The organism is Pseudomonas fitomaticsae (assembly GCF_021018765.1).
Classification (GTDB): domain Bacteria; phylum Pseudomonadota; class Gammaproteobacteria; order Pseudomonadales; family Pseudomonadaceae; genus Aquipseudomonas; species Aquipseudomonas fitomaticsae.
On sequence record NZ_CP075567.1, the window covers coordinates 1,222,589 to 1,237,903 of the forward strand.

13 protein-coding genes are annotated in these 15,315 nt (G+C 61.6%); 7 read left to right on the forward strand and 6 right to left on the reverse strand.

The window, feature by feature from the left end; translation table 11 throughout:
• Positions 1-72 precede the first annotated feature (72 nt).
• Positions 73-1,014, forward strand: coding sequence for an AEC family transporter (locus KJY40_RS05315; RefSeq protein WP_011332451.1), 942 nt, complete (start codon positions 73-75; stop codon positions 1,012-1,014).
• A 9-nt stretch (positions 1,015-1,023) separates the two neighbouring features.
• Here KJY40_RS05315 and KJY40_RS05320 read toward each other — a convergent pair whose 3' ends face one another.
• The 6 genes from KJY40_RS05320 to gatC form a co-directional block, all read right to left on the reverse strand.
• The gene (locus KJY40_RS05320; protein WP_039769260.1) at positions 1,024-1,404 is read right to left on the reverse strand and encodes a carboxymuconolactone decarboxylase family protein; all 381 of its coding nucleotides are present in this window, start codon (positions 1,402-1,404) and stop codon (positions 1,024-1,026) included.
• On the reverse strand, positions 1,401-2,462 hold the full coding sequence (locus KJY40_RS05325; RefSeq protein ID WP_230735429.1) for a calcium/sodium antiporter: 1,062 nt from the start codon (positions 2,460-2,462) through the stop codon (positions 1,401-1,403). The genes KJY40_RS05320 and KJY40_RS05325 overlap by 4 nt, the downstream gene beginning before the upstream one ends.
• Positions 2,463-2,508: 46 nt before the next feature.
• Entirely contained in the window at positions 2,509-2,883 is a 375-nt protein-coding gene (locus KJY40_RS05330) for a septal ring lytic transglycosylase RlpA family protein (RefSeq protein ID WP_230735431.1), read from the reverse strand.
• A 163-nt stretch (positions 2,884-3,046) separates the two neighbouring features.
• On the reverse strand, positions 3,047-4,492 hold the full coding sequence (gene gatB / locus KJY40_RS05335; protein ID WP_230735433.1) for an Asp-tRNA(Asn)/Glu-tRNA(Gln) amidotransferase subunit GatB: 1,446 nt from the start codon (positions 4,490-4,492) through the stop codon (positions 3,047-3,049).
• Positions 4,493-4,502: 10 nt separating this feature from the next.
• Positions 4,503-5,954: an Asp-tRNA(Asn)/Glu-tRNA(Gln) amidotransferase subunit GatA gene (gene gatA / locus KJY40_RS05340; protein ID WP_127796926.1), complete on the reverse strand. Its 1,452-nt coding sequence runs from the start codon at positions 5,952-5,954 to the stop codon at positions 4,503-4,505.
• A gap of 16 nt (positions 5,955-5,970) precedes the next feature.
• Positions 5,971-6,258, reverse strand: coding sequence for an Asp-tRNA(Asn)/Glu-tRNA(Gln) amidotransferase subunit GatC (gene gatC / locus KJY40_RS05345; protein WP_007953612.1), 288 nt, complete (start codon positions 6,256-6,258; stop codon positions 5,971-5,973).
• A gap of 211 nt (positions 6,259-6,469) precedes the next feature.
• Between gatC and mreB the strand changes: the two genes are divergently transcribed.
• From mreB to KJY40_RS05375, 6 genes are all read left to right on the forward strand, one after another.
• Positions 6,470-7,507 carry a rod shape-determining protein MreB gene (mreB, locus tag KJY40_RS05350; protein WP_002555108.1) on the forward strand — a complete coding sequence of 346 codons (1,038 nt, stop codon included), beginning with the start codon at positions 6,470-6,472 and terminating at the stop codon, positions 7,505-7,507.
• 140 nt (positions 7,508-7,647) lie between these two features.
• On the forward strand, positions 7,648-8,760 hold the full coding sequence (gene mreC, locus KJY40_RS05355; protein ID WP_264302540.1) for a rod shape-determining protein MreC: 1,113 nt from the start codon (positions 7,648-7,650) through the stop codon (positions 8,758-8,760).
• Complete coding sequence (mreD, locus tag KJY40_RS05360) at positions 8,760-9,251, forward strand: rod shape-determining protein MreD (protein WP_064593386.1); 492 nt, start codon at positions 8,760-8,762, stop codon at positions 9,249-9,251. Before mreC ends, mreD begins: the two co-directional genes overlap by 1 nt.
• A gap of 43 nt (positions 9,252-9,294) precedes the next feature.
• Positions 9,295-9,891, forward strand: coding sequence for a Maf family protein (locus tag KJY40_RS05365; protein ID WP_230735437.1), 597 nt, complete (start codon positions 9,295-9,297; stop codon positions 9,889-9,891).
• A gap of 57 nt (positions 9,892-9,948) precedes the next feature.
• Positions 9,949-11,406, forward strand: a complete 1,458-nt coding sequence (rng, locus tag KJY40_RS05370; protein ID WP_085685711.1) for a ribonuclease G — start codon at positions 9,949-9,951, stop codon at positions 11,404-11,406.
• A 75-nt stretch (positions 11,407-11,481) separates the two neighbouring features.
• Positions 11,482-15,285 carry a YhdP family protein gene (locus tag KJY40_RS05375; RefSeq protein WP_230735438.1) on the forward strand — a complete coding sequence of 1,268 codons (3,804 nt, stop codon included), beginning with the start codon at positions 11,482-11,484 and terminating at the stop codon, positions 15,283-15,285.
• The last annotated feature ends 30 nt before the right edge of the window (positions 15,286-15,315 follow it).

A 15,315-nucleotide genomic window follows, 5' to 3' on the forward strand; every position in this document is an offset into this window, starting at 1 on the left:
CGTGGGAACGAACGGGGTGAAAGTGGCTTATCATTAGCCCCCTAACGACGCTCACCTCCAAGGCTCCCCGGCATGCTGGCAATTTTCCTCGAAACCCTGAACATCACCGCGCCGGTGTTTGCCATGCTGTTTCTCGGTGTGCTGCTCAAGCGCATCGACTGGATCAACGACAACTTCATCCACACGGCCTCGTCGCTGGTGTTCAACGTCACCATGCCGGCGCTGCTGTTTCTCGGCATTCTGCATGCCGACCTGCACGCCGCGCTGCAACCGGCACTCCTGATCTATTTCGCACTGGCCACGCTGGTCAGTTTTGCCCTGGCCTGGGGCTGGGCGATTTTCCGTTGTCCGCGTGAAGATCGCGGCATCTACACCCAAGGCGCGTTTCGCGGCAACAACGGGGTGATCGGTCTGGCGTTGGCGGCGAGCATGTACGGCGACTACGGGATTTCCCTCGGGGCGATTCTCGCGGCGCTGGTGATCCTGTTCTACAACACCCTGTCGACCATCGTGCTGGCGGTGTACAGCCCGGTTATCAAGTCCGATCCGTGGAGCATCTGCAAAAGCGTGGTCAGCAATCCGCTGATCATCAGCGTGATCGCGGCGGCGCCGTTCGCTTATTTCAAGATCGGTCTGCCGGGCTGGCTGGAAACCTCCGGCCAGTACCTGGCGCAGACCACGCTGCCGCTGGCGCTGATTTGCATTGGCGGCACGCTGTCGCTGGCGGCGCTGCGCAAGAGCGGCAACATGGCGCTCAGTTCCAGTCTGGTAAAGATGGTCGGCCTGCCGGTGATCGCCACGCTGGGCGCATGGCTGTGGGGATTTCGCGGGGCGGAGCTGGGGATTCTGTTCCTGTACTTCGGCAGCCCGACCGCCGCCGCCAGTTTTGTCATGGCCCGTGCGGCGCAGGGCAACCATGAACTGGCAGCGGCGATCATCGTGCTGACCACGTTGATGGCGGCGATCACCACCAACATCGGGATCTTTTTCTTGCAGTGGGGCGGGTGGATCTGAGGCCAGCGGTTACTCAGGCTTCTGATAACTGTCGATCACTTCCTGCGCCGCACGAAACGCATCAATCGCCGCCGGCACCCCGGCATACACGGCGCAATGCAGCAGCGCTTCGCGGATCTCTTCAACGGTGCAGCCATTGTTCAACGCGCCGCGCACGTGGCCCTTCAATTCCTGCGGGCACTTCAGCGCGGTCAGCGCGGCGAGGGTGATCAGGCTGCGGGTTTTCAGCGGCAAACCTTCGCGATTCCACACACCGCCCCAGGCGTGTTCGTTGACGAAATCCTGCAACGGTTGTGTGAATTCAGTGGCGTTGCCCAGCGCACGGTCGACAAACGCGTCGCCCATTACCTGACGGCGGACTTCAACCCCGGATTTCTTCGATTCGGTCATGGCACATCCCTCTTGTGGTGTTGGCGGCGCCAGGCGCGCACGGACGTGAAAAACAGAAATGTCAGCAGCGTCGGCAGCACATAAAACAGCATCAATCGCTCGAGTTTGCCGGCCAGTGGCATGCCGGTGGTGAACGACACCACGTGCAGCCCGTACGCCAGGTACAAGCCGAGCAGCAACAAGCCTTCGGCCCGGGTCACGCGGTAACCGGAATAGAACACCGGCAGACACAGCGCCGCGACGCCGAGCATCACCGGCAGGTCGAAATCCAGCGCGTTCGGCGACACCGACAGCGGTGTCGGCGCGATCAGTGCGGTGAGGCCCAGCACCCCAAGCAGGTTGAACAGATTGGCGCCGATCACGTTGCCCACAGCAATGTCCCTTTGGCCGCGCAGCGCGGCGATCAGCGAGGTGGCGAGCTCCGGCAGTGAGGTGCCGACCGCGACCACCGTCAGGCCGATTACCCGCTCGGAGAACCCCAGATCGGTGGCCACGACTACGGCCGCACCCAGCAGCAGATGCCCGGCGAACACCAGCATGCCCAGACCGCCGACAATCATCAGCAGGCTGGTGAACCACGGTGCCTGCGCATTGTGCGGTTGATCGGAATGCGGGCGGGTGGAGTGTCGCGACTGGCGCAGCAGCAACCCGAGATATAGGGCAAGGGCGCCGAGCAGCAGAATGCCGTCGAAGCGCCCGAGCTCTTCATTCCACGCCAGCACGAATACCAGCAGGCTGGCGCCGATCATCAACGGGATGTCGAGACGCACCAATTGCCGCGACACCCGCAGCGGAATGATGAGCGCCGACAGGCCGAGGGTGACGAGAATGTTGAAAATGCTGCTGCCGATCACGCTGCTGACGGCGATGTCCGGCGTATGCGCTTTAACAGCTTGCAGGCTGACGGCCATTTGCGGGGCGCTGCTGCCGAGGGCGACGATGGTCAGGCCGATGATCAGCGGTCGTACATGCAGGCGCGCGGCCAGGCGCACGGCGGCGCGCACCATCAGCTCGGCGCCGGCGATCAGCAGGAACAGCCCGCTGAGCAATTCGATCACGCTGATCAGGGGTAAGTCGGTCAGTCCGAAAATGGTGGACGCTCCATCAGTCGTCGAGGGCCTGGATCCGGACCCGGGCGGTTCCACTGCGCAGCATACCGAGCTGTTCGGCTGCCGCCCGTGAAACATCGATCAGGCGGCCACGGGTGTGCGGGCCACGGTCGTTGATGCGGACCACGACGGATTCATCGTTTTTCAGGTTGGTGACCTTCACCCGGGTGCCGAACGGCAACTGGCGGTGGGCGGCGGTCAGGGCATTCTGGTTGAACGCTTCGCCGCTGGCGGTGCGTTTACCGTGGTGCTTGGCACCGTAATAGGAGGCGACGCCGGTCTGGTCGTAACCGTGCGGGTCGATGGTGTCGGTGCTGGCGCAACCGGCCAGCAAAGAGAGCAGGGCGCAGCTGATGAGTAGACGCTTCATTCAAAGGTTTCCCGAAACCATTGTGGGAGCGACGGTTCGGCGCTCCGACCTGCTCGCGATGGCGGTCTTGCAGTCACCTTTGTGGTGTCTGAAATTGCGCTATCGCGAGCATGCTCGCTCCCACAGGGATCAGAGCCAGGTTTGAAATCTGGCTCCATTGTGGTCAGCCTTCGAGCTTGCTTTTCAGCAGTTCGTTCACTTGCTGCGGGTTGGCCTTGCCTTTGGAGGCTTTCATGGCCTGACCGACGAAGAAGCCGAACATCTTGCCGCGCTTGGCTTCGTCTGCCGCACGGTATTGCTCGACCTGCTCGGCGTTGGCCGCGAGCATTTCGTCCAGTACCGCCGAGATTGCGCCGCTGTCGGTAACCTGCTTCAGGCCGCGCTTCTCGATGATCTCGTCTGCGCTGCCTTCGCCGTTGGCCATCGCTTCGAACACCACCTTGGCGATCTTGCCGGAGATGGTGTTGTCCTTGATGCGCTGCAGCATGCCGCCCAGTTGCTCGGCGGAAACCGGCGAGTCCTCGATGTCCAGGTTCTGCTTGTTGAGCAGGCTGCCCAACTCGACCATCACCCAGTTCGCCGCCAGTTTGGCGTCGCCGCCGATGGCTGCGACCTTCTCGAAGTAGTCCGCCTGCTCACGGCTGGTGGCCAGCACGTTGGCGTCATAGGCCGACAGACCGAACGCACTCTGGAAGCGCTCGCGTTTCTGCGGTGGCAGCTCCGGCAGGGTGGCGCGCACGTCGTTGAGGAACGAGTCCTCGATGACCACCGGCAGCAGGTCCGGATCGGGGAAGTAACGGTAGTCGTTGGCTTCCTCTTTGCTGCGCATCGGACGGGTCTCGTCCTTGTTCGGATCGTACAGACGGGTCTGCTGGATCACTTTGCCGCCGTCTTCGATCAGGTCGATCTGACGCTGGATCTCGGAGTTGATCGCCTTCTCGATGAAACGGAACGAGTTGACGTTCTTGATTTCGCAGCGGGTGCCGAACTCGGCCTGGCCTTTCGGTCGGATCGACACGTTGCAGTCGCAACGCAGCGAGCCTTCGGCCATGTTGCCGTCGCAGATGCCCAGGTAACGTACCAGCGCGTGGATCGCCTTGACGTAGGCCACGGCTTCCTTGGCGCTGCGCATGTCAGGCTCGGACACGATTTCCAGCAACGGCGTGCCGGCACGGTTCAGGTCGATGCCGGTGGCACCGCTGAATTCTTCGTGCAGGCTCTTGCCGGCGTCTTCTTCCAGGTGCGCGCGGGTGATGCCGACGCGTTTGACCGTGCCGTCTTCCAGGGCGATGTCCAGGTGGCCCTTGCCGACGATCGGCAATTCCATCTGGCTGATCTGGTAGCCCTTCGGCAGGTCCGGGTAGAAATAGTTTTTACGGGCGAACACGTTGTGCTGGCCGATCTCGGCGTCAATCGCCAGACCGAACATCACCGCCATGCGCACCGCTTCCTGGTTGAGCACCGGCAACACGCCGGGCATGCCCAGGTCGATCAGGCTGGCCTGGGTGTTCGGCTCGGAGCCGAACGTGGTGGAACTACCGGAAAAGATTTTCGACCGGGTGGTGAGCTGAGTGTGAATCTCCAGCCCGATCACGACTTCCCATTGCATGTGTGTCTCCTCAGAAGCCGGTTGGGGTGCGGGTGTGCCAGTCAGTGTTCAACTGATACTGGTGCGCAACGTTGAGCAAACGGCCTTCCTGGAAATACGGCGCGAGCAGCTGTACGCCAACCGGCAGACCGTCGACAAAACCGGCCGGCATCGACAGGCCCGGCAGGCCCGCGAGGTTGGCGGTGATGGTGTAGACGTCTTCCAGATAGGCAGCGACCGGGTCGCTGTTCTTGGCACCGAGTTTCCAGGCCGGGTTTGGCGTGGTCGGGCCGAGGATGATGTCGACTTCATTAAAGGCAGCCATGAAGTCGTTCTTCACCAGGCGACGGATCTTCTGCGCTTTCAGGTAGTAGGCGTCGTAGTAACCGGCGGAAAGCGCGTAGGCACCGACCATGATCCGGCGCTGTACTTCAGGCCCGAAGCCCTCGCCACGGGAGCGCTTGTACAGGTCTTCCAGGTTTTTCGGATCTTCGCAGCGGTGGCCGAAGCGCACGCCGTCGAAACGCGACAGGTTGGAGGATGCTTCTGCCGGGGCGATCACGTAGTACGCAGGAATCGCGTGCTGCATGTTCGGCAGGCTGATTTCCTTGATCACGGCACCGAGCTTTTGCAGCTCTTTGATGCTGTTCTGGATCAGGTCGGCGATGCGCGGGTCGAGACCAGCGCCGAAGTACTCCTTCGGCACGCCGATGCGCAGGCCTTGCAGCGAACCGTTCAGACCGGCGGCGTAGTCCGGCACTGGCTCATCGATGCTGGTGGAGTCGTTCGGATCAAAGCCGGCCATACCTTGCAACAATATCGCGCAGTCTTCGGCGGTGCGAGCCAGAGGGCCGCCCTGATCGAGGCTGGAGGCGTAAGCAATCATGCCCCAGCGCGACACGCGACCGTAGGTCGGTTTCAGGCCGGTGAGGTTGGTGAACGCGGCCGGCTGACGGATCGAACCGCCGGTGTCGGTGGCTGTTGCGGCTGGCAACAGACGAGCGGCAACAGCGGCCGCCGAACCACCTGACGAACCGCCCGGTACGTGTTCCAGGTTCCACGGGTTTTTCACCGCGCCGTACCAGCTCGACTCGTTGGCCGAACCCATGGCGAATTCGTCCATGTTGGTCTTGCCCAGAGTCACGGTGCCGGCGGCGGCCAGCTTCGACACCACGGTGGCGTCGTACGGGGCCTTGAAGTTGTCGAGCATCTTCGAGCCGCAGCTGGTGCGGATGCCCTGGGTGCAGAACAGGTCTTTGTGGGCGATCGGCGCACCCAGCAGCGCGCCGCTCTCACCGTTGGCCCGACGCACGTCGGCGGCTTTCGCCTGCTCGAGGGCCAGCTCTTCGGTGAGGCTGATAAAACTGTTGAGCTGCGGATCAAGCTGGGTAATGCGCGCCAGCAGGACTTTGGTCAGCTCTTCGGAAGAAAACTTTTTATCGGCGAGACCGCGGGCGATCTCGGCCAGAGTCAATTGATGCATTGCAGGCTCTTTCCCTTTAGTCGATGACTTTCGGAACCAGGTACAGGCCGTTTTCGACCGCTGGTGCGATGGACTGATAAGCCTCGCGGTTATTGCTTTCGGTCACGACGTCGGCGCGCAGGCGCTGACTGGCTTCCAGCGGGTGGGCCAGCGGCTCGATACCGTCGGTATTGACCGCCTGCATTTCGTCGACCAGCCCGAGAATGCTGTTGAGGGCCGAAGTGATGTGTGGAAGATCGGCATCATTGAGGCCAAGGCTGGCCAGATGAGCGATTTTTTCCACGTCGGAGCGTTCTAGCGCCATCGGGTTTCTCCAGTGGAAAACAGGACGGACGGCGTCCGTGTGTTAGATTGTCGGAACACTACCGCACTTCTACGGTCATAAGGCCGCGATTGTGGGGCTTGGTGCACAGAAAAGCGGCCAATTTAACATATTGGCGCCTTGCCCAAAATCCCTGTCGTTGTTAGAGTTTGCCGCACTTTTTTACCCACGCGTTGCCTAGGGTCCCTTTCCCATGTTCAAGAAACTGCGTGGCATGTTTTCCAGCGATCTTTCCATTGACCTGGGCACTGCCAACACCCTTATTTACGTGCGCGAGCGCGGTATCGTCCTGAATGAACCATCGGTTGTGGCCATTCGGACACACGGTAACCAGAAAAGTGTCGTCGCTGTCGGCACCGAGGCCAAGCGCATGCTCGGCCGTACGCCGGGCAACATTGCTGCCATTCGTCCGATGAAGGACGGCGTGATCGCCGACTTCAGCGTCTGCGAAAAGATGCTGCAATACTTTATCAACAAGGTTCACGAAAACAGCTTTCTGCAGCCCAGCCCTCGTGTGCTGATCTGCGTTCCATGCAAGTCCACCCAGGTTGAGCGTCGTGCCATCCGTGAATCGGCCCTTGGCGCCGGTGCCCGTGAAGTATTCCTGATCGAAGAGCCGATGGCGGCTGCGATCGGTGCCGGCCTGCCGGTTGAAGAAGCACGCGGTTCGATGGTCGTGGATATCGGTGGTGGTACTACCGAAATCGCGCTGATCTCCCTGAACGGTGTGGTCTATGCCGAATCCGTACGCGTTGGCGGCGACCGCTTCGACGAAGCGATCATCACCTACGTGCGCCGCAACTACGGCAGCCTGATCGGCGAATCCACCGCCGAGCGCATCAAGCAGGAAATCGGTACGGCCTACCCGGGCGGCGAAGTTCGCGAAGTCGACGTTCGCGGTCGCAACCTGGCCGAAGGTGTTCCACGCGCATTCACCCTGAACTCCAACGAAGTGCTGGAAGCTCTGCAAGAGTCCCTGGCTACCATCGTTCAGGCCGTGAAAAGCGCTCTGGAGCAATCGCCGCCGGAACTGGCTTCCGACATCGCCGAGCGTGGCCTGGTGCTGACCGGTGGTGGCGCGCTGTTGCGTGACCTCGACAAGCTGCTGGCCCAGGAAACCGGCCTGCCGGTGATCGTTGCCGAAGATCCGCTGACCTGCGTCGCTCGCGGCGGTGGCCGTGCATTGGAAATGATGGACAAGCACACCATGGACCTGCTCTCCAGCGAATAATCGCCGGGTGCAATACGTGGGTGAGCGCACAGGCAGCACTTTGCAGTGCTGCCTGTTGGCGTTTATCTTCTGTCAGTCTTCATCCAGGCCGGTTTGATGCCGTATGAATAAACAGAACATTTGCCTGGGAGGAGCGGCTTATTAAACCGCTTTTCGCCAAGGGCCCCTCACTGGGCGTGCGCTTGTTGGTGCTGGCCGTACTGTCGGTCGCGCTGATGGTCGTTGACGCGCGCTTCAGCCTGCTTAAACCCGTACGCAGCCAGGCCTCGCTGGTGCTGATGGACGCCTACTGGATCACTGACCTGCCCGGACGGCTGTGGGACGGTATCGCCAGCCAGTTCGGCAGTCGCACCGAACTCGTTGCCGAAAATGAAAAACTCAAGTCGGAGAACCTGCTGTTGCAGGGTCGCATGCAGAAGCTCGCCGCCCTCACCGAGCAGAACGTCCGTCTGCGCGAGTTGCTCAATTCCTCCGCGCTGGTCAACGAGAAGGTCGAAGTGGCCGAGCTGATCGGCATGGACCCCAACCCCTTCACCCATCGCATCATCATCAATAAAGGTGAGCGTGATGGCGTGGTGCTCGGTCAGCCGGTGCTCGATGCTCGCGGCCTGATGGGGCAGGTGGTCGAACTGATGCCGTACACCTCCCGTGTATTGCTGCTGACCGACTCGACCCACAGCATTCCCGTGCAGGTGAACCGTAACGGTCTGCGGGCGATTGCCAGCGGCACCGGTAACCCCGAGCGTCTGGAACTGCGCCACGTGGCGGACACTGCCGACATCAAGGAAGGTGATCTGCTGGTCAGCTCCGGCCTGGGTCAGCGTTTCCCGGCCGGTTATCCGGTGGCGACGGTCAAGGAAGTGATCCACGATTCCGGCCAGCCATTTGCCATTGTTCGCGCCGTGCCGACCGCTGCATTGAACCGCAGCCGTTACCTGCTGCTGGTATTCAGTGACAACCGCACTGCCGAAGAACGTGCCAACGATGCTGCGCAGGCTCAGGAAAACCTCGATGCCTTTGGTGGCGGTCCTGTGATTCCGTCCGCGGTGCCGAAAATCGTCACCCCGCCTGCCGCGGCAGCAACTCCAGCCACGGCGACGCCTGCTGCCAGCACCACGCCGGCCAAACCCGCTGCAAGCAAACCGCCTGCAGCCACACCAGCGGCCAGCAAGCCACCGGCGAATCAGCCGGCGGCTCGACCAGCGGCCAAACCGCCTGTCACTGCGCCGGCTACCACCGGGAGGCAAGAATAATGGTCGGGGCTACCGCATCGCGTAACGGCTGGATTGTCTGGCTGACGTTTATTGTCGGCATTCTGCTCAGCGTATCGCCACTGCCCATTTTCATGGAAATCCTGCGCCCGCTGTGGCTGGCCTTGCTCCTGACTTTCTGGGCTTTGTATTTGCCGCACACCGTCGGCATGGTCACGGCTTTCTGCCTGGGACTGGCCGAAGATGTTCTGCAGGGCGATCTGCTCGGTCAGAATGCCTTGATCCTGACGCTGATCACGTTCCTGGTGCTGTCATTGCAGCAACGCCTGCGAATGTTCCCGATGTGGCAGCAGAGCCTGGTGATCCTGGTGATCTTCGGCCTCGCCCAGCTCGTACAACTCTGGCTCAGTGCCTTGACCGGCAACCGTCAGCCGACCCTCGCGCTGGTCCTGCCGGCACTGGTCAGTGCCTTGCTCTGGCCATGGGTCAGCTTCGCTTTGCGTGGACTGCGCCGGCGCTACAAAATCAACTGATTCGGTCAGGCATTTGCCCGCACCTCGACAGGGAGATGTCTTGATGAAAAAGCTTTACCTCGCCTCAGGATCGCCGCGTCGGCGTGAATTGCTCACGCAGATCGGCATTCCGTTTACCGCCATCAGCGCGGATATCGATGAAACCCCTCTCGCCCATGAATCCCCATCGGCCTACGTCGAGCGCCTGGCGCGCGGCAAGGCCGAGGCCGGGCGGCGCACCGTCGTTTGCGACGTAGCGTTTTGCGTACTGGGCGCCGACACCGCCGTGGTGCTGGACGGCAAAATTCTTGGCAAACCGGTGGACGAAGCCGACGCATGCGCCATGCTGATGATGTTGTCCGGCAAGGAGCATGAAGTGCTGACGGCGATTGCCGTGCTCGACGGCGAGCGCTGCGAGTCGCGGGTGGTGCGCAGTCTGGTGCGGTTCCGGTCGATCAGCCGCGAAGAAGCCGCCGCCTACTGGGCCAGCGGCGAACCCCGGGACAAGGCGGGTGGCTACGGCATTCAGGGGCTCGGCGCGGTGTTCGTCGCCGGCCTCGATGGCAGTTACTCGGCGGTCGTCGGCCTGCCGGTGTGCGAAAGCGCAGAACTGCTCGGCCATTTCGGCATACCCTGTTGGCAAACCCTGAACGCGCAATAAGCGTCGAACGGACAAGATGCGGCCATTATCGTGAACATGCCTGAACGAGACCCTGCCATGAGTGAAGAGATTCTGATCAACATCACGCCGATGGAATCGCGCGTGGCGGTGGTCGAAAACGGTGTGCTGCAAGAAGTGCACGTCGAGCGTACGCAAAAACGCGGGATCGTCGGCAACATCTATAAAGGCAAGGTGGTGCGGGTTCTGCCGGGCATGCAGGCGGCATTCGTCGACATCGGCCTGGATCGCGCAGCCTTCATTCATGCCTCGGAAATTTCCCTGCGCGAAGGCCCGGCGGTGGAAAGCATCAGTTCCCTCGTGCACGAAGGCCAGAGCCTGGTGGTGCAGGTGACCAAGGATCCGATCGGTTCCAAAGGAGCGCGGCTGACCACGCAGCTGTCGATTCCGTCGCGCTATCTGGTGTACATGCCGCGCACCGCCCACGTCGGCATTTCCCTGAAGATCGAAGACGAAGCCGAACGCGAACGCCTCAAGCAGGTGGTCAGCGATTGCGTGGCCAAAGAAGGCATCAAGGAGGCCGGCGGCTTCATTCTGCGCACCGCCGCCGAAGGTGCCGGGGCCGACGAGATCCTGATGGACATCCGCTACCTGCGCCGCCTGTGGGATCAGATCAACGAGCAGATCAAGACCATCGGCGCACCGAGCGTGATCTACGAAGACCTCGGCCTGGCGCTGCGCACCCTGCGCGATCTGGTCAGCCCGAAGATCGAGAAGATCCGCATCGACTCCCGGGAAACCTTCCAGAAGACCACGCAGTTCGTCGCCGAACTGATGCCGGAAATCGCCGATCGTCTGGAACACTACCCGGGTGAACGACCGATTTTCGACCTGTATGGCGTCGAAGACGAAATCCAGAAAGCCCTGGAGCGCAAGGTGCCGCTGAAGTCCGGTGGTTATCTGGTGATCGATCCGGCGGAAGCCATGACCACCATCGATGTGAACACCGGGGCGTTCGTCGGTCATCGCAACCTCGAAGAAACCATCTTCAAGACCAACCTCGAAGCCGCAACCGCGATTGCCCGGCAGATGCGCCTGCGCAACCTGGGCGGGATCATCATCATCGACTTCATCGACATGGAAGACGAAGAGCACCAGCGTCAGGTGCTGCGTACCCTGGAGAAACAACTGGAGCGCGATCACGCCAAGACCAACATCATCGGCATCACCGAGTTGGGCCTGGTGCAGATGACGCGCAAGCGCACCCGCGAAAGCCTCGAACAAGTGCTGTGCGAACCGTGCAGCAGCTGTCAGGGCCGGGGCAAGCTGAAAACCCCGGAAACCATTTGCTACGAGATTTTCCGCGAGATCCTGCGTGAAGCCCGGGCCTATCAGGCCGAGGGTTATCGGGTGCTGGCGAACCAGAAAGTCGTGGATCGTCTGCTTGATGAAGAGTCCGGTAACGTGGCCGAACTTGAAGGTTTCATCGGGCGCACCATACGCTTCCAGGTAGAAACCATGTATTCCCAGGAACAATATGACGTGGTGCTGCTCTGAACCCCTGCGTCACCCTTTTCCTGAAGCGGCTGGCCTCAGCTTTTTGCAGTATTTTTGCCATGGGAGCCAACTGACATGGAACGTCTGACACGCATTTTGGCCGCACTGACCCGCCGGGGTCTGGGCCTGTGCGCGTTGGTTCTGGTATTGATGGCGTTGTACGTCAGTCTCGGCCGGGAACTCACGCCACTGGTGGCCGAATACCGCGCGGATATCGAGGACAAAGCCAGTGCTGCCTTGGGCATGCCGCTGCAGATCGGCGAGCTGGAAGGCAACTGGAGTGGATTTGCGCCGATCCTGCTGGCCCATGACGTGATGGTTGGCAGTGGCGCAAACGCCTTGCGCCTGGATCGGGTGCGCGCAGTGCCGGATCTGTGGGCCAGTCTGCTGGCTCGCGAAGTGCGCATTGCCCATCTTGAACTCAACGGTCTGAAGATCAGCCTCAAGGAAGGCGAAGACGGAAAGTGGGCGCTGGAAGGCTTGCCGGTGCAGCAGGATCAGCCCATGGATCCCGAGCAACTGTTCAACCGTATGCAAATGATTCAGCAACTGTCGGTGCTCGACAGCCAAGTGACCTTGCAGCCGCGAGAGCAGGCACCGCTGACCCTCACGTATGTCGGCCTCAATCTCAAGACCGGCACCAGCCGCCAGCGCCTCGATACGCGATTGACCTTGCCTGACGGCCAGCCTGTGGCGCTGAGCCTGCGCACGCGGATTCGTCCGAGTGAGTGGCAGAACAGCGAAGTGGAAGGGTATGTCAGCCTGCCGCAGAGCGACTGGTCGAAATGGCTGCCCGAGCGCCTGACCCAGCAATGGAATTTCTCCGAGATCAAGGCCGGTGGCGAGCTGTGGGTCAACTGGCGCGAGGGGGCGTTGCAGAGTGCCGCGATCCGTCTCAATGCGCCGCAACTGAACGGCGCCTACGCCGAACGCAAGCCGATCCGGATCAACAATCTGGCGCTCAACGGCTACTTCCAGCGCAGTGCCGAAGGGGCCACGGTTACGCTTGATTCGCTGGCGATGAATTTCGGCGAAACCCGCTGGGAATCACATGTCCAGGTCAAACAGACCGCCGCCACCGACAAGACCGAAGAACTCTGGCATTTGCAGGCCGACCGGCTCGACCTGACCCCGATCACGCCTTTGCTCAATGCCCTCGGCCCGTTGCCACAAGGCTTCGCCACCGTGGTCGAACGTCTGAAGGTGACCGGCGGTCTGCGTAACGTGCTGCTGGATTTCCGACCGAACGCCACCGACGACAGCAAATTCAGCTTCGCCGCCAACCTTGATCAAGTCGGCTTCGACGCCTATCACGGCGCGCCGGCAGCCCGGAATGTCAGCGGCAGTCTCAGCGGCAATCTGGGCGGCGGCGAGCTGCGCATGGACAGCAAGGATTTCGTCCTGCACCTCGATCCGATTTTCGCCAAGCCGTGGCAATACATTCAGGCCAACGCCCGGTTGACCTGGAAGCTTGATAAAGAAGGTTTCACCCTGATCGCGCCGTACCTTAAGGTGCTCGGCGAGGAAGGCAAGATTGCCGGCGACTTCCTGATCCGCCTGCATTTCGATCACAGCCAGGAAGACTACATGGACCTGCGGGTCGGCCTGGTGGATGGCGACGGTCGTTACACCGCCAAGTACCTGCCGGAGGTCCTGAGCCCGGCCCTCGATGAATGGCTGCGCACGGCGATTCTCAAGGGTGCGGTGGATCAGGGCTTCTTCCAGTATCAGGGTTCGCTGAACAAGAACGCCGGTGAAGCGGATCGCAGCATCAGTCTGTTCTTCAAGGTGCACGACGCCGAGCTGGCGTTCCAGCCGGGCTGGCCGCACGTGAGCAAGGTCAGCGGTGACGTGTTCATCGAAGACAGCGGCGTGCGAATTCTCGCCAGCAGGGGCCAGTTGCTCGACACCCAGGTCAGCGACGTCTTCGTCAATATTCCCCATGTGCCGAGTGGCGAGCACAGCCATATGTTCCTCGACGGCAGCTTTGCCGGCGGGCTGGGCGATGGCTTGAAGATTCTTCAGGAAGCGCCGATCGGCACCGCCGACACCTTTGCCGGCTGGGAGGGCGAGGGTGATCTGCAGGGCAAGCTCAAGCTCGATGTGCCGTTGGCCAAGGGCGATCAGCCGAAAATCCTTGTCGACTTCAAAACCGCCAATGCGCGATTGAAACTGGCGGAGCCGAAGCTCGAACTGAGCCAGCTCAAGGGTGATTTCCGCTTCGACAGCGCCAAGGGCCTGAGCGGGCAGAACATCAGTGCCCGGGCCTTCGACAAGCCGGTCACCGCGCAGATCTTCGCCGACGGCGGCCCCGGCAAGCTCAAGACCCGGGTAGCAGCGTCGGGGCAGGTCGAGGTCAAGAAACTCACCGACTGGCTGGGCGTGACTCAGCCGTTGCCGGTGTCCGGCACCATTCCCTATCAGTTGCAGGTGAATCTGGACGGCACCGACAGCCAATTGATGGTCAGTTCCAGCATGAAAGGCGTGGCGGTGGACCTGCCGGCGCCGTTCGGCATGGCGGCCGATGTCGGGCGTGACACGGTGTTCCGCATGACCTTGCAGGGGCAGGAGCGGCGTTATTGGGTCAATTACGATCAACTGGCCAACTTCACCTTCGCCGCGCCACCGGGCAATTTCGCTGATGGTCGGGGCGAGTTGTTCCTCGGTGCGGGCGAAGCGGTGTTGCCGGGTAACAAGGGCTTGCGGATACGCGGCGTGTTGTCCGAGCTGGACGTCAAACCCTGGCAGGATCTGCTGGACAAGTACGCCGGCCAGGACCCGGGCGGCAACGCCAAGCAGTTGCTCAGCAGCGCGGATTTCAAGATCGGCAAACTCACGGCCTTCGGCACCACGCTGGATCAGGCGGCAGTGCAGGTGAATCGCAAGCCTGGCACCTGGGCTTTGGCCCTCGACAGTCAGCAGGCCAAAGGCACGGCCGGCATTCCCGACGCCAAGGGCGCGTCGATTGCGGTGAACCTGCAATACGTGCGGTTGCCGGCACCGGATCCGACGGTGCAGGCCGACGAGAACGCGCCAGACCCTCTGGCGTCGGTCGATCCGAGCAAGATTCCGGCGCTGGATATCACCATCAATCAATTGTTCCAGGGCCAGGATCTGGTTGGCGGCTGGTCGCTCAAGGTTCGGCCGACCGCCAAGGGTATCGCCCTGAATAACCTCGATCTGGGCCTCAAGGGCATCCTCTTGCAGGGCAGCGGCGGCTGGGAAGGTACGCCCGGTGCCACGACCAGTTGGTACAAGGGGCGGATCGGCGGCAAAAACCTTGCCGATGTGCTCAAGGGCTGGGGGTTTGCGCCGAGCGTGACCAGCGAAGAATTCCACATGGATGTCGATGGCCGCTGGCCGGGCTCGCCGGCGTGGCTGGCGACCAAGCGTTTCTCCGGTACCCTCGACGCCTCGTTGAACAAGGGCCAGTTTGTTGAAGTGGAGGGCGGCGCCCAGGCACTGCGGGTGTTCGGTCTGCTCAACTTCAACTCGATCGGCCGGCGTTTGCGTCTCGACTTCTCCGACCTGTTCGGCAAGGGCTTGAGCTATGACCGGGTCAAGGGATTGCTGGTGGCGACCAACGGCGTGTATGTGACGAAAGAGCCGATCAAGCTGACCGGTCCTTCGAGCAATCTTGAACTGGACGGCACGCTGGATCTGGTGGGCGACAAGGTGGATGCCAAATTGCTGGTGACTTTGCCGGTGACCAACAACCTGCCGATTGCCGCGCTGATTGTCGGCGCGCCGGCAGTCGGCGGCGCTTTGTTCCTGATCGACAAGCTGATCGGTGATCGCGTGGCACGGTTCGCCAGCGTCAAATACACCGTCAAAGGCCCGTGGAAAGAGCCGAAAATCACCTTCGACAAGCCTTTTTGAACAGCCAGCCCCTGAACCGATGGAGTAGCA